Origin of the sequence: Microbacterium sp. LMI1x-1-1.1, assembly GCF_040676205.1 — a bacterium.
Lineage (GTDB): Bacteria > Actinomycetota > Actinomycetes > Actinomycetales > Microbacteriaceae > Microbacterium > Microbacterium aquilitoris.
The window spans coordinates 296,239-313,440 of record NZ_JBEGHM010000001.1 but is presented as its reverse complement, the minus strand read 5'-3'; the positions used below and the strand labels follow the sequence as shown (position 1 = coordinate 313,440).

At 70.5% G+C, this 17,202-nt stretch carries 18 protein-coding genes and 1 pseudogene; 9 read left to right on the top strand and 10 right to left on the bottom strand.

All coding sequences use genetic code 11. The annotated features are described in order from the left end of the window. Window positions 1-66: 66 nt before the first annotated feature. On the top strand, window positions 67-1,476 hold the full coding sequence (locus tag MRBLMI1x_RS01445; RefSeq protein ID WP_363455250.1) for a serine/threonine-protein kinase: 1,410 nt from the start codon (window positions 67-69) through the stop codon (window positions 1,474-1,476). A gap of 55 nt (window positions 1,477-1,531) precedes the next feature. On the opposite strand, the gene MRBLMI1x_RS01440 is transcribed toward MRBLMI1x_RS01445, so the two are convergent. Both MRBLMI1x_RS01440 and MRBLMI1x_RS01435 read right to left on the bottom strand, forming a co-directional pair. Further along, on the bottom strand, window positions 1,532-2,623 hold the full coding sequence (locus MRBLMI1x_RS01440) for an ABC transporter permease (protein WP_363455247.1): 1,092 nt from the start codon (window positions 2,621-2,623) through the stop codon (window positions 1,532-1,534). After that, the gene (locus MRBLMI1x_RS01435; protein WP_363455244.1) at window positions 2,620-3,504 is read right to left on the bottom strand and encodes an ABC transporter ATP-binding protein; all 885 of its coding nucleotides are present in this window, start codon (window positions 3,502-3,504) and stop codon (window positions 2,620-2,622) included. Before MRBLMI1x_RS01435 ends, MRBLMI1x_RS01440 begins: the two co-directional genes overlap by 4 nt. Window positions 3,505-3,717: 213 nt before the next feature. Between MRBLMI1x_RS01435 and MRBLMI1x_RS01430 the strand changes: the two genes are divergently transcribed. Further along, window positions 3,718-4,287 (top strand): NADPH-dependent FMN reductase, encoded by a 570-nt coding sequence (locus tag MRBLMI1x_RS01430; RefSeq protein WP_020098495.1) that lies wholly within the window; start codon window positions 3,718-3,720, stop codon window positions 4,285-4,287. A gap of 54 nt (window positions 4,288-4,341) precedes the next feature. Here MRBLMI1x_RS01430 and MRBLMI1x_RS01425 read toward each other — a convergent pair whose 3' ends face one another. The 3 genes from MRBLMI1x_RS01425 to MRBLMI1x_RS01415 all read right to left on the bottom strand — a co-directional run bounded on the left by MRBLMI1x_RS01425 (window position 4,342) and on the right by MRBLMI1x_RS01415 (window position 7,163). Further along, on the bottom strand, window positions 4,342-5,013 hold the full coding sequence (locus tag MRBLMI1x_RS01425) for a response regulator transcription factor (RefSeq protein WP_363455241.1): 672 nt from the start codon (window positions 5,011-5,013) through the stop codon (window positions 4,342-4,344). Continuing rightward, window positions 5,010-6,257: a sensor histidine kinase gene (locus tag MRBLMI1x_RS01420; RefSeq protein WP_363455238.1), complete on the bottom strand. Its 1,248-nt coding sequence runs from the start codon at window positions 6,255-6,257 to the stop codon at window positions 5,010-5,012. Before MRBLMI1x_RS01420 ends, MRBLMI1x_RS01425 begins: the two co-directional genes overlap by 4 nt. A gap of 66 nt (window positions 6,258-6,323) precedes the next feature. Then, window positions 6,324-7,163: an exodeoxyribonuclease III gene (locus tag MRBLMI1x_RS01415; RefSeq protein ID WP_363455235.1), complete on the bottom strand. Its 840-nt coding sequence runs from the start codon at window positions 7,161-7,163 to the stop codon at window positions 6,324-6,326. 51 nt (window positions 7,164-7,214) lie between these two features. Here MRBLMI1x_RS01415 and pyrE point away from each other — a divergent pair, with 51 nt between their 5' ends. Beyond that, window positions 7,215-7,793, top strand: a complete 579-nt coding sequence (pyrE, locus tag MRBLMI1x_RS01410; protein ID WP_018187566.1) for an orotate phosphoribosyltransferase — start codon at window positions 7,215-7,217, stop codon at window positions 7,791-7,793. A gap of 5 nt (window positions 7,794-7,798) precedes the next feature. On the opposite strand, the gene MRBLMI1x_RS01405 is transcribed toward pyrE, so the two are convergent. Next, window positions 7,799-7,945 carry a hypothetical protein gene (locus MRBLMI1x_RS01405; protein WP_018187565.1) on the bottom strand — a complete coding sequence of 49 codons (147 nt, stop codon included), beginning with the start codon at window positions 7,943-7,945 and terminating at the stop codon, window positions 7,799-7,801. A 59-nt stretch (window positions 7,946-8,004) separates the two neighbouring features. Between MRBLMI1x_RS01405 and MRBLMI1x_RS01400 the strand changes: the two genes are divergently transcribed. Further along, window positions 8,005-8,958, top strand: coding sequence for an SDR family NAD(P)-dependent oxidoreductase (locus MRBLMI1x_RS01400; RefSeq protein WP_363455230.1), 954 nt, complete (start codon window positions 8,005-8,007; stop codon window positions 8,956-8,958). A 3-nt stretch (window positions 8,959-8,961) separates the two neighbouring features. On the opposite strand, the gene MRBLMI1x_RS01395 is transcribed toward MRBLMI1x_RS01400, so the two are convergent. Together MRBLMI1x_RS01395 and MRBLMI1x_RS01390 are read right to left on the bottom strand one after the other, a co-directional pair. Next, a complete protein-coding gene (locus tag MRBLMI1x_RS01395) occupies window positions 8,962-9,600 on the bottom strand; it encodes a metal-dependent transcriptional regulator (protein WP_363455227.1) in 639 nt (212 codons plus the stop codon). A 25-nt stretch (window positions 9,601-9,625) separates the two neighbouring features. After that, entirely contained in the window at window positions 9,626-10,381 is a 756-nt protein-coding gene (locus MRBLMI1x_RS01390; RefSeq protein WP_363455224.1) for a TetR/AcrR family transcriptional regulator, read from the bottom strand. A 93-nt stretch (window positions 10,382-10,474) separates the two neighbouring features. Between MRBLMI1x_RS01390 and MRBLMI1x_RS01385 the strand changes: the two are divergent. Next, window positions 10,475-11,497, top strand: a pseudogene (locus MRBLMI1x_RS01385) (amidohydrolase family protein). Between the two features lie 18 nt (window positions 11,498-11,515). On the opposite strand, the gene MRBLMI1x_RS01380 reads toward MRBLMI1x_RS01385, so the two are convergent. Both MRBLMI1x_RS01380 and MRBLMI1x_RS01375 read right to left on the bottom strand, forming a co-directional pair. Further along, complete coding sequence (locus MRBLMI1x_RS01380) at window positions 11,516-12,784, bottom strand: Nramp family divalent metal transporter (protein ID WP_363455221.1); 1,269 nt, start codon at window positions 12,782-12,784, stop codon at window positions 11,516-11,518. Between the two features lie 59 nt (window positions 12,785-12,843). Next, the gene (locus tag MRBLMI1x_RS01375) at window positions 12,844-13,533 is read right to left on the bottom strand and encodes a response regulator transcription factor (protein ID WP_363455218.1); all 690 of its coding nucleotides are present in this window, start codon (window positions 13,531-13,533) and stop codon (window positions 12,844-12,846) included. A 111-nt stretch (window positions 13,534-13,644) separates the two neighbouring features. On the opposite strand from MRBLMI1x_RS01375, the gene MRBLMI1x_RS01370 reads away from it, so the two are divergent. The 4 genes from MRBLMI1x_RS01370 to MRBLMI1x_RS01355 are packed head-to-tail and all read left to right on the top strand — an operon-like array spanning window position 13,645 to window position 17,198. Beyond that, the gene (locus tag MRBLMI1x_RS01370) at window positions 13,645-14,268 is read left to right on the top strand and encodes a hypothetical protein (RefSeq protein WP_018187558.1); all 624 of its coding nucleotides are present in this window, start codon (window positions 13,645-13,647) and stop codon (window positions 14,266-14,268) included. Next, complete coding sequence (locus MRBLMI1x_RS01365) at window positions 14,265-15,317, top strand: peptidoglycan-binding domain-containing protein (RefSeq protein WP_363455215.1); 1,053 nt, start codon at window positions 14,265-14,267, stop codon at window positions 15,315-15,317. The genes MRBLMI1x_RS01370 and MRBLMI1x_RS01365 overlap by 4 nt, the downstream gene beginning before the upstream one ends. Then, window positions 15,314-16,018, top strand: a complete 705-nt coding sequence (locus tag MRBLMI1x_RS01360; protein ID WP_363455212.1) for an ABC transporter ATP-binding protein — start codon at window positions 15,314-15,316, stop codon at window positions 16,016-16,018. The genes MRBLMI1x_RS01365 and MRBLMI1x_RS01360 overlap by 4 nt, the downstream gene beginning before the upstream one ends. Continuing rightward, window positions 16,011-17,198 (top strand): ABC transporter permease, encoded by a 1,188-nt coding sequence (locus MRBLMI1x_RS01355; RefSeq protein ID WP_363455209.1) that lies wholly within the window; start codon window positions 16,011-16,013, stop codon window positions 17,196-17,198. Before MRBLMI1x_RS01360 ends, MRBLMI1x_RS01355 begins: the two co-directional genes overlap by 8 nt. Window positions 17,199-17,202 lie beyond the last annotated feature (4 nt).

Here is a 17,202-nt window from a genome sequence, read left to right as displayed (position 1 = left end):
CCGTGCGCGGCGCCGCGGCGCTGACTATCGTCGAGGGCACCGCGTCGGAACCCGGAGGAGGACGCGATGACGGACACATCCGAGCCCCTGCCCGGCGACGTGCTGGCAGAGCGCTACCGCCTTGTCGCGCAGATCGGACAGGGCGGCATGGCGCGCGTCTTCCGCGCCGACGACACGGCACTGGGGCGCCGCGTCGCCGTCAAGGTGCTCCGCCCCGGTGTCGAGGGGGCGGTCAGCGCGCCGGATCGGGCGCGCAGCGAGGTCACCCTGCTCGCCTCGCTCAACCACCCCTCGCTCGTGACACTGTTCGATGCGCACCTCACCGGTTCGCCCGACTACCTCGTGATGGAGTTCGTCGACGGCCCCACGTTGAGTGCGCGCATCGCGGAAGGCCCTCTGCCCACCGCCGACGTCGCCGCCCTCGCCGCAGAGCTCGGCGAAGCCCTGCACGTGGTCCACTCCTCGGGTGTCGTGCATCGGGACGTGAAGCCGTCGAACGTGCTCCTCGCCTCACCGCACCTTCCCGGTGGGCGGCCCCGCGCCAAGCTCGCCGACTTCGGCATCGCGCTCCTCCTCGACAGTGCGCGGGTGACGACGCCGGGCACGATCATCGGCACCGCCGCCTATCTCGCCCCCGAGCAGGTCGAGGGCCGCGACCCTTCGCCCGCATCCGACGTGTACGCCCTCGGTCTCGTCCTGCTCGAGGCGCTCACGGGTGAGCGCGCCTATCCGAACACCGACGGGGTGGGCGCCGCCCTCGCGCGCCTGACGACGCCGCCGACCGTTCCCGACACCCTCAGCGAAGGGTGGCGTTCGCTCCTCTCACGCATGACGGCGACCTCGCCCGAGGAGCGGCCCACGGCCCTCGAGGTCGTCCACGCCGCGGAGCGGCTGCGGACCGAGCCGATCGACGGCGCGCCGCCGCTGCCTCCGGTGCGTGCCGCGGTGGCCGCCGGCATCCCCGCCGCCGGCGCTGCGGATTCCCGTCGGGCCGGTGAGGAGACCACGGGGGATGCCCCGACCCGCCGCTACCCCCGCCCTTCAGCGACGGCGGCGACCGTCGCGCTCGCCGGGGCCCCGGCAGCAGCCGGAGCCTCGGCGGCATCCGGCGTCTCGACCGATCGGCCCGAGAAGCGACGGTCGCGTCGCCCGCTCGTGATCGGACTCGCCGCCGCCGCGGTCGCACTGATCACGGCGGGGAGCATCTGGGCGGGATCGCTCGCCGGTTCGCCGCAGCCCGCCTCGACCGACCCCGCGCAGACGGAGCCGCAGGAGTCGGCACCCGCCGAGGTCGTCTCGACGGATCCCACGCCGACCCCGACGCCGACCGTCACGACGACGAAGGTCGATCCCGCTCCCGACGACGACGCGGCCGACGAAGCGGCGAAGGACGCCGAGAAGGCGGCCAAGGACGAGCAGAAGCGGGCGGAGCGCGAGGCGAACAAGGACCGCAAGGGGCCGAAGGACAAGCCGTGAACGACGGAACCGCCCCGCCGCGGCTGCGGACGGGACGGTTCCGATCGAGCCGGACTCAGCGCGCGAGCGCGTCGCGGAGCTTGACGCGGGCACCCATCCGCAGGAGCGAGTTCTCGTAGATCTTCGCGCCGACGAGGATCGCTCCCACGCAGGCGGCGAGCATGACGGCCAGCGCGAGCAGCGGCTCCCACCACTGCGCCTCGCCGACGAAGATCCGCACCGGCATCCCGACCGGAGCCGAGAACGGGACGTACGACATGATCGTCAGCACGACGGGGTTGTCGTTGAAGAAGATCACGAGGAAGTACGGCGCCATCACGATGTAGGTGAGCGGTGTGATCGTCGGTCCGATGTCCTCCTGGCGCGACACCAGGGCACCCGCCGCGGCGAACAGCGCCGCGAGCAGCACGAACCCGAAGAGGAAGAAGACCGCGAACCAGGCGATCGGCCCGCCGAGACCGGCGATCAGGAAGTCCTGGCCCGTGACGGTCAGCCCGATGATCGCGACCGCGGCGATGCCGACGATCTGCCCCATCGCGAGGATCGTGTTGCCGAGCACCTTGCCGGCCAGGAGTGCGCGGGTCGGGATCGCCGAGATGAGCAGCTCGACCACACGCGTCTGCTTCTCCTCGACGACGCTCGTCGCGATCGTCGTACCGAAGGTCAGCGCCGCGGCGAAGAACACGCCGCCGAAGGCGATCGCGATGATGTAGCGGAGGAATCCGTCGGTGCTCTCCGGCTCGAGGATCTCGACCTTCGGGGCGATGCTCAGCTGCTGCAGCAGGCTGTTCGACACCGACTCGTCGAAGACCACGGTGTAGCCGAGCGGCTCGTCGCCGCCGGGGATGACTGCTGCATCGACCGTGCCGTCGCGGACGAGATCGCGGGCCTCCTCGGCGGAGGCCGCATCGGTCACATCGAACGCCTTCGGGTCGGTGATGGCCGACGCCGTCTCGGAGGTGACCGCGATCGGCGTGCGGCTGTCGCTCTGAGCGGAGAAGCCCGCCCAGAGGACACCGGCCAGCACGATCAGGAACATGACGGCGGTCGAGATGATGAACGACTTCGAGCGCAGCTTCGAGCCGAGCTCGCGCTCGGTGACGAGCCAGACGCTCTGGCCGAACGAGGGGGAGACGGACGTGTTCACTGGATGACCTCCGTGAAGATCTGGGCGAGGGTGGGGCGGCGCGGCGCGAACGTGGTCACGTCGCCCGCGGCGACCGCGCGCTGCAGGACGCGCTGGACGGTCTCGTCGGAGTCGGCCTCGAAGAGGGCGTAGCCGCCGTCGAAGTCGATGACCTCGACGCCCGGCTCGTCGCGGAGCCATCCGGCATCCGTCCCCGAGACGAGTTCGACGCGGCGGGTCGTGTGCTCGGCACGGAGCCCCTCACGGGTGCCGGCCGCGCGGATCGTGCCGCCCGCGATGATGACGAGGTCGTCGCACAGGCGCTCGACGACGTCGAGCTGGTGCGACGAGAACAGCACCGAGGCGCCCTGCGCCGCGCGGGTCTGCAAGACGTTCGCGACGACGTCGACGGCGATCGGGTCGAGCCCCGAGAACGGCTCGTCGAGGATGAGGACCTCGGGGTCGTGCACGAGGGCGGCCGCGATCTGCGCGCGCTGCTGGTTGCCGAGCGAGAGGGTCTCGACGTTGTCGCCGAGGCGCTCACCGAGCCCCAGCTCCTCGAGCAGAGCGGTCGCGCGGGCGGCGGCATCCGTCTTCGAGAAGCCGTGCAGACGGGCGAGGTAGACGATGTGCTCGAGCACCTTCATCTTCGGGTACAGCCCGCGCTCCTCGGGCATGTAGCCGAACAGGCGCCGGTCGGCGGCGGTGACGGGGGCGCCGTTGAGGGTGACCTCGCCGGCGTCGCGACCGAGCACGCCGAGCATGATGCGCATCGTCGTGGTCTTGCCGGCGCCGTTGCCGCCGACGAACCCGGTCAGCCGGCCGGGCGCGACGTCGAAGGCGACGTCGTCGAGGACGCGCCTCGACCCGTAGCTCTTGGTGATCCCGCGTAGCTGCAGCATCCGTTCCTCCTGTGGTCGGTGCGCCACCGGCGGCGGCACGTGTCCCACGTTAGGAAGATCGGATGCCGGGGACCTCCCCCCGGCGGGTGAAACCCGTCCCCTCCCCACGGGGGAGAGACGTTGTCGGTGCATTCATAGGAATAGGGATGCCGGGGGTCTCGTTGGGTTCTGCGATGCCCACCGGCATCCCCATCCACTCTCTTTGGAGGACCCATGACGAATCGCACCATCGGCTACATCGTCGGCAGCATCTCGTCGACGTCGATCAACCGGACCCTCGCGAAGGCGCTCGAGCGTCTCGCTCCCGAGGGCACCACGCTGGTCGAGATCCCGATCAAGGACCTGCCCTTCTACTCGGTCGACCACGACGGGAACTTCCCGCAGGTGGCCGTCGACTTCAAGCAGGCGATCGCGGACGTCGATGGCGTCATCATCGTGACCCCCGAGTACAGCCGCTCGATCCCCGGCGTGCTGAAGAACGCGCTCGACTGGGCTGCCCGTCCCTACGGTCAGAACGCCTTCCACCACAAGCCGACCGCCGTCATCGGCACGTCGGGCAGCGGTGTCGCGACTGCTGTCGCGCAGCAGCACCTGAAGGCGATCCTCAGCCACTTCAACGCGCCGACGCTCGGCCAGCCCGAGGGCTTCATCCAGACCACGCCCGGCCTGTTCGCCGAGGACGGCGAGGTCACGAACGACGCGACCGCCGGCTTCCTGACCGGCTACCTCGAGGCGTTCAACGACCTCGTCGACCGCTACGCGAAGGTCCCCGCGAGCGCCTGACCCTCGCTGCCGGAAGAAGCGGCCCCACCCCGACTCGGGTGGGGCCGTTTCTCGTCAGGCGAGGCCGTAGCGGTGCGCCCAGACGACGGCGGCGACGCGGTCGCGGGCGCCGAGCTTCTGCAGGACGTTCGACACGTGCGTCTTCACCGTCGCCTCGCCGATGTAGAGCTCGCGGGCGATCTCGCCGTTGCTCATCGCCTGCGCGAGCAGCCGCAGCACCTCGACCTCGCGCTCGGTGAGCTCCACCGGAAGGCGGGGCGCGGCATCCGTCTCACGGGGGAGGGATGCCGCCGGTTCCGTCGCGGTCGACGCGAACCGCGCGATCACCCGGCGGGTCACCGACGGCGACAGCAGCGCCTCGCCCGAGTGCGCGAGGCGGACGGCGCTCGTCAACTCCTCGGGGCCGGCGTTCTTGAGGAGGAACCCGCTCGCCCCGGCCGAGAGCGCCTGGAACAGGTAGTCGTCGCGGTCGAAGGTCGTGACGATGACGACGGATGCCGCGATCCCGGCATCCGCCACGATCCGCCGCGTCGCCTCGAGGCCGTCCATGTCGGGCATCTGCACGTCCATGCAGATGACGTCGGGCTGCAACGTGCGGGCGGCTTCGACCGCTGCGCGACCGTCACCGGCCTCACCGACCACCTCGATGTCGCCCGCCGCCTCGAGGATCATGCGGAACCCGGCGCGCATGACGGCGTGGTCGTCGACCAGCAGCACCCGGATCATGCCGGCACCGCCTGCGACAGCGGCACGCGCACGCGCACGAGGAACCCGCCGCGCGGGCGCGCCCGCGCCTCGAGCGCCCCTCCGGAGGACGTCGCACGTTCGCGCATCCCGACGAGGCCGAGGCCCGCCCGTCCCGAGATCGGCGCGCGGCCCTCGTTCGAGACCTCGAGTTCCACCGCGTCGTCGGCGTAGCGCAGCCGCACGTCGGCGGTCGCACCCGGACCGCCGTGGCGGCGCGCGTTCGTGAGCGCCTCCTGCGCGATGCGGTACAGGTTCACCTGCACGAGTTCGGGTGTCGGCACGGGGGCCCCCACGACCGAGAGCGTCGTCGGCAGGCCGTTCTCGTTGGCATGGGCGACGAGGTCCGGCAGGGCGTCGAGGCGGACGGTCGAACCCCCGGGCGCCTCGGTCTCGGGTGTCCGGAGCGTCTCGAGCAGCTGGCGCAGTTCGGTCAGCGCCTGGCGCGCCGAGGACTCGACGCCGGTCAGCGCGGTGCGCGCGGCATCCGGATCCCGGTCGAGCACCGTGCGCGCGGCCCCCGCCTGCACGCCCATCGCCGAGACGTGGTGCGCCACCACGTCGTGCAGTTCGCGGGCGATGCGCACCCGGTCGAGGGCGACCGCCTGAGCGGCCGTCCGCTCGCGTTCCCGCTCGAGCTCGGCGGTGCGCTCTTCGAGGGCGGCGCGCTCCGTCGCGCCCGTGTAGGCGCGCTCGCCGAACAGGTACGCCCCGCCGAAGAAGGCCACGTTGACGAGGAACTGGATCATCGCGAAGGCCGCGAAGGGCGAGAACGGTCCCTCCTGCGACAGGCCGCCCTCGGAGGAGGCCGCGCTCTGGAAGATCGTGATCATCAGCCACACGAACATCGCGACGATGAGCAGGATGCGCACGAGCGCCGCGCGGCGACGATCCGCCACCCAGGAGCCGACCGTGTACATCCCGACGAACAGGGCGACGTTGCCGACGTAGAGCTCGGGGATGCGCGCCGAGACACCGACGAAGAACACGACCGAGACGACGATCAGGGCCGTCATCGGGTAAAGCCGCCGGAAGGCGAGAGGCGCGGTCATGGCGACGGAGTAGAGGAGCCCCCAGACGAGGTCGGGTTGCGCATCGTTGTAGATGCCCGAGACCGATCCCAGGGCTGTGCTGATCATCGCGGCGACGAACAGTCCGGCGGCGAGCCAGGCGTCCTGGCGGCGTTCGGCCGCGGTCGCTGCGCGGCGGAGCATCGATTCGGGCATGCTCTCCACGCTAGAGGGGGTCGCGGGTCCCGGCATCCGTCCCGCGGGGGAGCCGCCGGGCCGGCGTCAGAAGATCATCGGACGATCGTCGTCGTCCTCGCCGTTCAGATCCAGGTCGACCACGACCGGCACGTGGTCGCTGGGGATCTCGCCCTTGCGCTCGTCGCGGTGGATGGATGCCCCGACGACGCCGTCGGCGAAGGCCGGGGAGCCGAGGATGAAGTCGATGCGCAGGCCCTCGTTGCGCGGGAAGCGCAGCTGCTTGTAGTCCCAGTACGTGTAGCCGGTGGGGACGAGCGGGCGGACGGTGTCGGTGAGGCCGGCGTCGAGCAGTGCCTGGAACGAGGCGCGCTCCTCGGGGGAGACGTGGGTCGACACGCCCTGGACGATCGTCGGGTCGCCGTTGTCGGCATCCGTCGGGGCGATGTTGAAGTCGCCGACGAGCGCAAGGGGCAGGTCGGGGTGAGCGGCGAGCGTCGACTGCGTGTAGGCGCGGAGGGCCTCGAGCCAGTGAAGCTTGTACGCGAAGTGCGGGTCGTCGAGTCCGCGGCCATTCGGGACGTAGAGGCTCCAGACCTTGACCCCGTCGATCGTGGCGCCGAGCGCCCGGGCCTCCTGCGGGGCATCCGGTCCCTCATGCCCCTTCAGGAACCCCGGCATGTCGGGGAACGCGTACTCGACGTCGGTAATCGGCTCGCGGCTCGCGATCGCGACGCCGTTCCACTGATTCAGGCCGTGCGCCTCGACGTGGTACCCGGCCTCTTCGAACGCCTCGTAAGGGAACTGCTCGGGCTTGCACTTGATCTCCTGCATCGCGAGCACGTCGATGTTCTCGCGCACGGCGAAGTCGACGGTGCGCACGACACGGGCGCGGATCGAGTTGACGTTCCAGGTGGCAAGCCGCATGGTCTCCAGCCTAGATCGGGCGTCCGACGCCGTCGGTCCTAGACTCGTCCCGTGACCGTCGCCTCCACGCCCGCACTCGAAGCCGACCGCCAGCGCCTCATCTCGCTCATCCAGGAGGAGGCCGTCTTCCACGGCGACTTCACCCTGTCGAGCGGCAAGAAGGCGTCGTACTACGTCGACATGCGAAAGCTCACGCTCGACCACCGCGCCGCGCCGGCCATCGGGCGGATCATGCTCGACCTGATCCGCGACGTCGACGGCATCGTCGCGGTCGGCGGTCTGACGCTCGGCGCCGACCCCATCGCCAACGCCGTCATGCACGAATCTGCGCGCACCGATTCCCCGCTCGACGCGTTCGTCGTCCGCAAGGAGCCCAAGGACCACGGCCGCGGCCGTCAGGTCGAAGGAGCGGATGTCGTCGGCAAGCGCGTCATCGTCGTCGAGGACACCTCGACCACCGGCCAGTCGGCGCTGAAGGCCGTCGAGGCGCTGCGCCGCGAGGGTGCCGAACCCGTCGCCGTCGCCGTCATCGTCGACCGCAAGACCGGAGCGCAGGCCGCCGTCGAGGCGGAGGGTCTCACATGGCTCGCCGCGATCGACCTCGACGACCTGGGACTGCAGCCGCAGTAATCGGTCTACTTGGGCTCGAGGTCGTCCCAGGGTTTGCGGTCGTCGCGATGGTCGCCGCGTCGGCGCACCGCACCCACGATGATGACCACGAGCGACGTGACCAGCGAGAGTCCGACGACGGCGAACAGCAGATTCTGCTCGAGTCCGTTCATGCCTCAACTCTCCCACGAAGGGATGCCGCGACGCGGCGCCCGAGCGTAGGGTCGAGGGTGTGGCGCGAAACGACTGGGACCCCAACGATCTCCCCGATCTGAGCGGCCGTCGCTACCTCGTCACCGGGTCGAACACGGGCCTCGGATTCTTCTCCTGCCTGCAGCTCGCCGGCGCCGGTGCGCACGTCGTCATGACGGCGCGGAACCCGTCGAAACTGTCACGTGCGCGCGCCGCGATCCTGGCGCAGGTGCCGGATGCCGACCTCGAGACGCTCGCGCTCGACACCAGCAACCTCGGCTCGGTGCGCGCCGCCGCGGCGACCGTCCGCGGCCGCGTGGGACTGCACGGCGTGTTGTTCAACGCCGGGATCGTGCACCCGCCGAAGACCCGTGAAGTCACCCGTGACGGCCACGAACTCGTCATCGCCACGAACGCCCTCGGCCACTACGCGCTTGCGGGTGCCCTCCTTCCCGCGCTCGCCGCGGCGCGGGGCCGGATGGTGTGGCTCGGCTCGGTCGCGACGAAGCTCTTCCCGTGGGATCCGATCGACCCCGAACTCGTCGACGACTACACGCCGTGGCGTGCCTACGTGCAGTCCAAGGTCGCGACGTCGGCGCTCGGTTTCGAGGCCGACCGGCGGCTGCGGGCGGCATCCGTCCCCGTCGCGAGTCTCGTCGCCCACCCGGGGTACTCCCTCGGCGGTCGTACCCGGCGGATCGCGGGGGTCAGTGTGCCGTCGCGACGCAAGCGGTTCCTCGGCGGGCTGCAGGCCGCGGTCTCGCAGTCGAAGGAGAGCGGCGCATGGGCTCCCGTCCGGGCGCTGATCGACCCCGACGCCGAAGGCGGGCAGTACTGGGGGCCGGCGCGCACGTACACGGGGTCGCCCGTGCTCGTCCGCCCGTCGCGGGTCACGATCGATCCCGACGTCGGCGCCCGCATGTGGCACTACGCCGAGCACGCGACGCGGGCCGAATGGCCCTACCTCAAGGGCCGTAAGCTGCGCCTGCGCTGACGCTCAGGCGGTGAGCCACACCGCGCGCGCGGCGGCGGGCGGCAGGTCGATCGTCGGGCCGCCGTCGACCTGCACGGCGTCGCGCCCCGTGGAGGTTACCGTGTGGCCGACGTCGAGGCCGACCTCCTCGAGCGAGCGCAGCAGCGCGGGGTCGCGATCCGAGACCCGGAGCACCCGTCCGGTGTGCCCGATCGTCGCCTCGGCGAGCAGGACGAACGGCTCGCGCTCGACGCTGCCGTCGAGTGCCGGGATGGCGTCGCCGTGCGGGTCGAACCGCGGATGCCCCAGCCGCGCGTCGATCCCCGCGAGCAGCCGATCGCTGATCGTGTGTTCGAGGACCTCGGCCTCGTCGTGCACTTCGTCCCACGCGTAGTCGAACTCGCGCACGAGCCACGTCTCGATGAGGCGGTGCCGTCGGATCACCGCGGTCGCGCGGCGGGTCCCGGCATCCGTCAGCGAGATCGGACCGTAGGGACGGTGCGACACGAGACCCTGAGTGGCGAGCTTCTTGATCATCTCGGTCACCGACGAGGGCGCGAGTCCGAGTTCGGCGGCCAGCACCGAGGGAGTGACGGGATCGGTCTGCCACTCGGTGTGGTGGTAGATCGTCTTCAGATAGTCGTCGACGGTGGACGCGGGCACGCGCCCCAGATTATCCGGCGGCCGGTCACGAACCGAACGCGGCGGCATCCTGAGCCGGCGATCCCCGCCCCACGTCACCACGACTGACCCACTCGCGGAGAAGCGCCCTCTCGGCCGCGCTGAGATCCGTCAACTCGTCCGCTACAGCCCGGAGCTGGATGAGAAGGGCATCGACAGGACGAGAGGATGTCTCACCCCGGCCCTCGACGATGCGGCCGAGAATGGCGTCCAGCATGTCGTTGGACAGCGTCGACATGCGCTCCGCGTCGGCGGGCGAGGTGAGCAGTGAGCGGATCACCCCGTCGCCCGCCGCGCGGATCAGGTCTACCGCTCTCTCCTCGGTGACCAGCAGGACTCCCGCCGCCGCAACCGCTCGGACGCGCACTGTCAGGACGTCGGGGATGCCCGTCGGCGCGGAGGCGTCGGCTCCTCGACTCGCCCGGGTGGCGTCGTTCATGAGGAGATACAGCCCCGGATTGGCGAGCCCGAAGTCGATGTGTGCTCGCCATGCTGTCCTTAGAGCAACGACGGGGTCGGCGTCGTCGTCGGCGACATCCTTCGATCGGGCATAGGTCTCGAGGACGTAGGCGGCGACCGCCCGCACCAGACCCTGCTTGTCTTCGAACAGGCGGTAGATCGTGGGGGCCTGCACGCCCGCCCGCACAGCAACGGCGCGGGTGGTCATCGCGGCTGCGCCGCCCTCGGCGATGAGCTCGCTGGCCGCGAGGAGGATCGTCTCCCGCAGACGATGCCGTTGGGTGTCCTCTTCCTCGGTGCTCATGGTTACGACGATACCGTCTCGATGTTACTGTCGATATTATCAGCGATAACACTTCACCGATATCACCGATAGAGCTCAGAAGGATGGTCAGCCATGTCGCAAAAGATCACGATCGTCGGACTGGAGGAGCACATCGCGCTTCCCCTCGTGTTGGATGCCTGGGAGCGCGCCGGCGTCCACCCCAACCCGCACGGCGGGTGGGGGGATGCCCCCTTCGCGCGCCGACTCCGCAGCACCGGGGAGGAACGCCTGGCCGACATGGACGATCAGGGGATCGACATGGCCGTTCTCTCACTGAACTCGCCCGGGGTCCAGAACCTGTCTGCCGCGGACGCGCCCGTCGTCGCCCGCGACGCGAACGATCACCTTGCCGCGATCGTCGCGGAACGTCCCGACAGGTTCCAGGCATGGGCCGCGATCCCCACGGCTGATCCGACCGCGGCAGCCACGGAGATCGAGCGGGCCGTCACCCGACTCGGCATGGTCGGCGCGATGCTCTACGGCCGGACCGGCGATGTCCTGGCGGATTCGCTCGCGTACGACGAGATGTAAGCGAAGGCCGTCGAACTCGGCGTGCCCCTGCACTTCCACCCGCAGGTACCCACTCCCGGGGTCATCGACTCCTACTATTCGGGTCTCGGCCCCGCTGGCATGGGACTGGCCACCGCCGGACTCGGGTGGTACTACGACCTCGGCATCCAGTACATGCGGATGATCTTCAGCGGCGTCTTCGACCGCCACCCCGACCTGCAGGTCGTTGCCGGGCACTGGGGCGAGTTGGTGATGTTCTACCTCGACCACACCGGCATCATGGCCCACAATGCGGACCTCGAGCGCCCGCTGCTCGATTACTGGACGCAGAACTTCTGGATCGCCGGCAGCGGCACCGTGTCGGAGCGTTACCTGCGCTGGACCGCCGAGGTCGTCGGCACGGAGCGTATGGTCTACTCCACCGACTACCCGTATACATTCGGCACCCGGCCCGGCGGGTTTCCTTTCCTCGACACCTCGGCCGGGGTCGGGCGCAGCTTCCTCGAGGACTCCCCCTTCACCCACGAACAGAAGGTCGCCATCGGATCCGGAAACTGGGAGGCGCTGCGGGCCCGGCGGCGATGACGGCCAAAGGTCGTGTCGTCACGAGCCGAACAGGGTGAGCCAGAGCAGCAGCCCGTTGAGCGCGACGAGGAAGACCGACGCCAGGATTCCGGCGGCCGTCGTCCACGCCCGGTTGCGGTACGCGCCGAGCACGTCCCGCTTCGCGGTGAGCGAGACGAGGGGGATGAGGGCGAACGGGATGCCGAAGCTCAGCACGACCTGGCTGATGATCAGCGCGAGCGTCGGGTCGACGCCGACCGCGAGGATCGCGAGCGCCGGCACGAGCGTCACGAGGCGGCGCGCGAGGAGCGGGATGCGGACGCTCAGCAGCCCGTGCATGATCTCGGCTCCCGCATACGCGCCGACCGCGCTGCTGGCGAGGCCGCTCGCGAGGAGCCCGACGGCGAACAGCGTCGCGACGACCGGACCGATGCCGTTCTGCAGCGCCGCGTAGGCGCCCTCGAGACTGTCGGTTCCGGGGACCCCGGCGAGGTTCGCCGCCGCCAGCAGCAGGATGCCGAGGTTCACCGTCCCCGCGACGGCCAGGGCGATCGTGACGTCCCAGCGCGTGGCGCGGAGCACCCGGCGGGTGTCGAGGGCCGCGCCGGTGGCCGCGGCATCCGCTCGCCGGCTCTCGGCCGGATGGAAGCGGTCACGGGCGAGCGAGCTGTGCGCGTAGATCGCATGCGGCATGATCGTCGCGCCGAGGATGGATGCCGCCAGCAGCACCGATCCGGTCCCCTCGAATCGGGGGAGCAGGCCTTGGGCGACGCCGGACGCCTCGGGCGGGCCGATGAAGACGCCGTAGGTGAAACCGACGGCGATGATCACCATCAGGCCGATGATGACGAACTCGAAGGTGCGCGCGCCGCGGCGGGATTGGATCAGCAACAGCGCGATAGAGACGGCGCCCGTGATGAGCCCGCCCCACACGAGCGGCACGCCGAACAGCAGCCACAGGGCGACCGCACCGCCGATGATCTCGGCGACGTCGGTCGCCATCGCGACGAGCTCCGCCTGCAGCCAGTACGCGCGACGAGCGGTGTGCGTGCGGAAGCGGGCGCCGAGGAGTTCGGGAAGGCTCCGCCCTGTCACGATGCCGAGCTTCGCCGACAGGTACTGGATCAGCCAGGCCATGACGTTGCCGAGTACGACGACCCACACCAGCAGGTAGCCGTAGCGGGCGCCGGCGGTCATGTTGCTCGCGACGTTCCCCGGGTCGAGATAGGCGACTCCCGCGACGAGTGCCGGCCCGAGCAGCCACGCCGCGCGGGTGCGCGGACGGGCGGTCCCGGGATTTTTCGGCATACCGAAAAATCTAACAGGGCCAGCGGATGCCCGGAAGCACCATCGTGGCTCCGGCGAGCTCAGCCTGTGGGGGACTCAAGCTTGTACCCCACGCCGTGCACGGTGATGAGTTTCGCCGGCCGCTGGGGGTCGTCCTCGATCTTCAGTCGCAGGTTCTTCACGTGGGTGTCGATGGTGCGCGGGCCGATCCACTGCGCGGAGCCGTGCAGCCGGTCGAGGAGCTGCGACCGGCTGAGGACGATGCCCGACTGAGTGGCGAACTCGAGCAGCAGATCGAACTCGGCCCGGGTCAGCTCGACGGGTCGCGCATCGACGGTCACCGTTCGGCGCTCGGGATCGATGACGAGGCCCCCCACGACGACGTCGGTGCGGATCGTCGTGGCAGGCAGCGCCCGCCGCAGCAGGGCGCGGACGCGACCGACGAGTTCGCGAGGGCTGTAGGGCTTCGTGACGTAGTCGTCGGCACCGAGCTCGAGACCGAGAAGCAGATCGTTCTCGGTCGACCGCGCCGTGAGGATCAGGATCGGCAGCTCGTGCATCTCTTCGCGAAGCGTGCGGCACAAGGTGAGCCCGTCGAGTCCGGGGAGCATCACGTCGAGGATCAGCAGGTCGGGGGAGGAGGCGCGGATCGAGGTCAGTGCGATGGCTCCGTCGTCGATGGCCTCGACATCGTGCCGTTCGCGCTCGAGGTATCGGCGGATGAGCTCGGACTGCAGGGCGTCGTCCTCGACGATCACGATGCGGGCCACGTCATCGACTGTAGGCGCGCGACCGGAGCGAAGACGGTCTCGGCACCGCACGCTCACATTCCCTTCACAACCGGCGATCACTGTGGGGGCAACGACAGAGATCGGAGAACCATGTTCCGCCATTCGACCCGCCCCCTGGGTGTACTCGCCGGCCTCGCCCTGACGGTGTTGCTCGCGACCGGCTGCACCGCCGGTACGGCGCCGCAGGGCCAGGATGCCGCCCCTGTTCCGGACGATCAGATCGCGAGTCTCGAGACGGCGGCGCCCGAGAAGACGGCGACGGAGGACCCGTTGACCGCCGAATACGGTGAGCCGGTCCGGCTGCGCCTCGACATGACCGAGGAGGAGGGCGAGGCGGCGTGGCAGCCTCGAGAGCGATGCCTCGCGGATCGGATGCCCAAGGCGACGATCACGGGCGGCCAGGACAGCGGCGTGGGCGTTGCGACCAACGACGACCCCGAGGCGGCTGCCGAGGCGGAGGCGTTCTGCATGAGGTTCGCGCCGCTCCCGCCGCACGAGCTCGACGCCCAGAACCCGGACGCGCTGCGATTCGCTCAGAAGGTGGTCGACTGCCTCCACGCCGAGGGCGTCCGCTACGTCGAGATCACCCCCGCAGACGAGTTCGGACAGATCAACTTCGCTTTCGGTGGTGAGCAGAACGACTCGGCGTCGATCTCGCTGGGGATGGCGAAGGTCGACGGGTGCGTCGCCGGCGTCTCGGGCGGAACCCGATGAGCCGCGACCGCCGTCGACGCACCTTCGCGATCGCGGCAGCCGCCGTGGGGGCGACGCTCCTCCTCGCCGCGGGTGGGGTGGCAGCCGTGACCAACGCGACCGAGCAGTCGCCGGAGCCCGCGCCGTCATCGCAGGTGGAACGTGCGACAGCCGAGATCGAGCGGGGCGACCTGTCGTTGACCGCGACTCTGGACGGGTCGATCGGGTTCGGCGCCGCCGAGCCCGTGTCGGTCAAGGCGAAAGGGACGATCACCTGGCTGCCGGCACCGGGTACCGACCTCGCGCGAGGCGCGACGGCACTCCGTGTCGATGACCGCGCCATCCCGGTGCTCATCGGGACGACCGCGCTCTACCGGCCTTTGACCTCGTGGGGCATGACCGGTGCCGACGTGAGCATGGTGGCGGAGAACCTCATGGAGCTCGGCTACCTGCGCCGCGCCGACCCGGCGGATGCGCGGACGAACAGTGCGTTCCGCGCGGCCGTGCGCTCTTGGCAGAAGGCGCTCGGCCTCGAACGGACGGGAGACCTCGCACCGACGGATGTCGTCGTCCTCACCGCCGAGAGTCGCATCGCGAAAGTGACCGCCCGGCTCGGCGACACCGCGACCGGAACGCCGTTCACCGCCTCGACCACCGCGAGGATCGTCCAGGCGGCCGTTCCCGCCGGCGACGCGGGGCTCGTGGGTGCGGGGGCGGCTGCGGAGATCGAACTGCCCGACGGCCGCATGCTGGAAGGCACGATCCGCGACGTCGGCACGGCGGGCGACGGGGCGCAGTCCCAGGTGCGGGCGACGGTCGAGATCGCGGACCAGAAGGCCGTCGCCGAGGTGGATGCCGGGGCCGTCGTCGTCCGCGTCGTGACGAAGACCGTCACCGACGTGCTCATCGCCCCCGTGCCCGCGCTCATCGCGCTCGCCGAGGGCGGCTACGCGCTGCAGGACGAATCCGGGCGGTTGCACGCCGTCACGATCGGGCTCATCGCGGACGGTCGCGTCGAAGTCGCCGGAGACGGCGTCACCGCCGACATGACGGTGGTGACCGCACGATGACCACTCCCGCCCTCGAACTCGATCGCGTCGGTCGCGTCCATCCGGGCGGCGTCGCGGCCCTGCGCGACGTCTCGCTCCGGATCGACGCGGGCGAGATCGTCGCGATCGTCGGACGGTCCGGCGCAGGCAAATCGACGCTCCTGAACGTCCTCGGCACCCTCGACCGGCCCACCAGCGGAACCGTCCGGGTCGGCGGCATCGACACCGACGACCTCGATGACCGAGCGCTCTCGACCCTGCGGGGGCGGACGATCGGTTTCGTCTTCCAGAGCTTCCATCTGACCGACGGGCTGAGCGCCGAGGACAACGTCGCGACGGCGCTCCTGTACAGCGGCGTCCCGCGCCGGCTCCGTCGCGATCGCGCCCGAGCGGCGCTCGAGCGGGTCGGGCTGGCGCACCGCCTCGCGCACCGGGCTCGGGACCTCTCCGGCGGGGAGCGCCAGCGTGTCGCGATCGCCCGCGCCGTCGTCACCGAACCCCTGGTCGTCTTGGCCGACGAGCCGACCGGAGCGCTCGACAGCGCCAACGGCGAACGCATCGTCGACCTCCTAGAGCGACTCAATCGGGAGGGCACGACCGTCGTGGTCATCACCCACGACACCGGATTGGCCGCTCGGATGCCGCGCCGGGTCGAGCTCCGCGACGGCGGGATCGTGTCGGATACGGCCGCTCCTGCAGGGGAAGAGGTCGCTCATGTCTGAACGTCGGCCTCGCCTCGGCATCCGGGACCTGCTGAACCTCGGCACCGTGGGGCTGTTCACCCGCCCGCTGCGCGCCGTGTTGGCCTCGCTCGGAGTCGCCATCGGCATCGCCACCCTGGTGACGGTCACCGCGCTGCCCGCCTCGTCGCAGGCCGCGCTCGATCAGGAGCTCACGAAGCTCGGAGCGAACTTGCTGCGCGCCGATCCGAGGGTCGGCGTCGACGGTGAGCCGATCCCGCTCCCTCCCGAATCGCGCGGCATGCTGCAACGCATCGGTCCCGTCACGGATGCCGCGACGGTCGGAAACGCCCATGCGGGAGTCCGGAGCAACGGACTCCGCGACTACGTCGAGAGCGGCATCACGACCCTCGCGGTGACGGGCGACCTGCTCGGTGTGCTCCGGGGTGAGCTGGCCGAAGGCCGGTGGGTGGGCGACGATCCGTTGCCGGTCGTCGTCCTCGGTTCCGATGCCGCAGACCGCCTCGGGCTCTCACAGCTCCCCGATCGTGCGGTGTCGATCGACCTCGGCGGCATCCCGTTCCAGGTCATCGGCGTTCTGGAGGACACCCCTCTCGCGCCCGACCTGCAGTCGGCCGTGCTCGTGAGCGACGCGGCCGCCCGACGATGGCTCGACTTCGACGGCGCCCCCACCGTGGCCTACCTCACCGGCACCGAGTCGCAGATCGAGGCGCTCCGGCCCATCGTGGCCGCGACGCTCTCGCCGGGGGCGGCCGGCATGGTGCAGCTCAGTCGCCCGTCCGCCGTGCTCGCCGCGAAGGATGCCGCCCAGGCGAACTTCGATGGACTGTTCCTGACACTGGCGGGGATCGCCCTCCTCATCGGCGGGATCGGGATCGCGAACACGATGTTCGTCTCGGTGCTCGAGCGCCGGAGCGAGATCGGGCTGCGCCGGGCGCTCGGTGCGCATCGGGGGCAGATCCGCGCGCAGTTCCTCGTCGAAGCGGTGGTCCTCTGCTCGATGGGTGGGCTCCTGGGAGTCTCGCTCGGACTGCTCGGCACGGTGCTGTGGAGTGCGACGCAGGGGTGGCCGGTGGTCATCCCGGTCGCGACGATCGTCCTCGGCGTGACGGCATCCCTGGTGACGGGGGCGCTCGCCGGGCTCGCGCCGTCGATCCATGCGGCACGGCAGTCGCCGACCGCTGCCCTCGCCGCAGGATGAGGGG

What these genes read in the sequence shown, in the direction of transcription:
- MRBLMI1x_RS01390 (WP_363455224.1), bottom strand. Translation starts at nt 10,381, where the DNA reads ATGAGCACCGAGGAAGAGGACACCCAACGGCATCGTCTGCGGGAGACG.
- MRBLMI1x_RS01445 (WP_363455250.1), top strand. Translation starts at nt 67, where the DNA reads ATGACGGACACATCCGAGCCCCTGCCCGGCGACGTGCTGGCAGAGCGC.
- MRBLMI1x_RS01435 (WP_363455244.1), bottom strand. Translation starts at nt 3,504, where the DNA reads ATGCTGCAGCTACGCGGGATCACCAAGAGCTACGGGTCGAGGCGCGTC.
- MRBLMI1x_RS01380 (WP_363455221.1), bottom strand. Translation starts at nt 12,784, where the DNA reads ATGCCGAAAAATCCCGGGACCGCCCGTCCGCGCACCCGCGCGGCGTGG.
- MRBLMI1x_RS01425 (WP_363455241.1), bottom strand. Translation starts at nt 5,013, where the DNA reads ATGATCCGGGTGCTGCTGGTCGACGACCACGCCGTCATGCGCGCCGGG.
- MRBLMI1x_RS01430 (WP_020098495.1), top strand. Translation starts at nt 3,718, where the DNA reads ATGACGAATCGCACCATCGGCTACATCGTCGGCAGCATCTCGTCGACG.
- MRBLMI1x_RS01405 (WP_018187565.1), bottom strand. Translation starts at nt 7,945, where the DNA reads ATGAACGGACTCGAGCAGAATCTGCTGTTCGCCGTCGTCGGACTCTCG.
- MRBLMI1x_RS01370 (WP_018187558.1), top strand. Translation starts at nt 13,645, where the DNA reads ATGTTCCGCCATTCGACCCGCCCCCTGGGTGTACTCGCCGGCCTCGCC.
- MRBLMI1x_RS01360 (WP_363455212.1), top strand. Translation starts at nt 15,314, where the DNA reads ATGACCACTCCCGCCCTCGAACTCGATCGCGTCGGTCGCGTCCATCCG.
- MRBLMI1x_RS01365 (WP_363455215.1), top strand. Translation starts at nt 14,265, where the DNA reads ATGAGCCGCGACCGCCGTCGACGCACCTTCGCGATCGCGGCAGCCGCC.
- MRBLMI1x_RS01415 (WP_363455235.1), bottom strand. Translation starts at nt 7,163, where the DNA reads ATGCGGCTTGCCACCTGGAACGTCAACTCGATCCGCGCCCGTGTCGTG.
- MRBLMI1x_RS01355 (WP_363455209.1), top strand. Translation starts at nt 16,011, where the DNA reads ATGTCTGAACGTCGGCCTCGCCTCGGCATCCGGGACCTGCTGAACCTC.
- MRBLMI1x_RS01420 (WP_363455238.1), bottom strand. Translation starts at nt 6,257, where the DNA reads ATGCCCGAATCGATGCTCCGCCGCGCAGCGACCGCGGCCGAACGCCGC.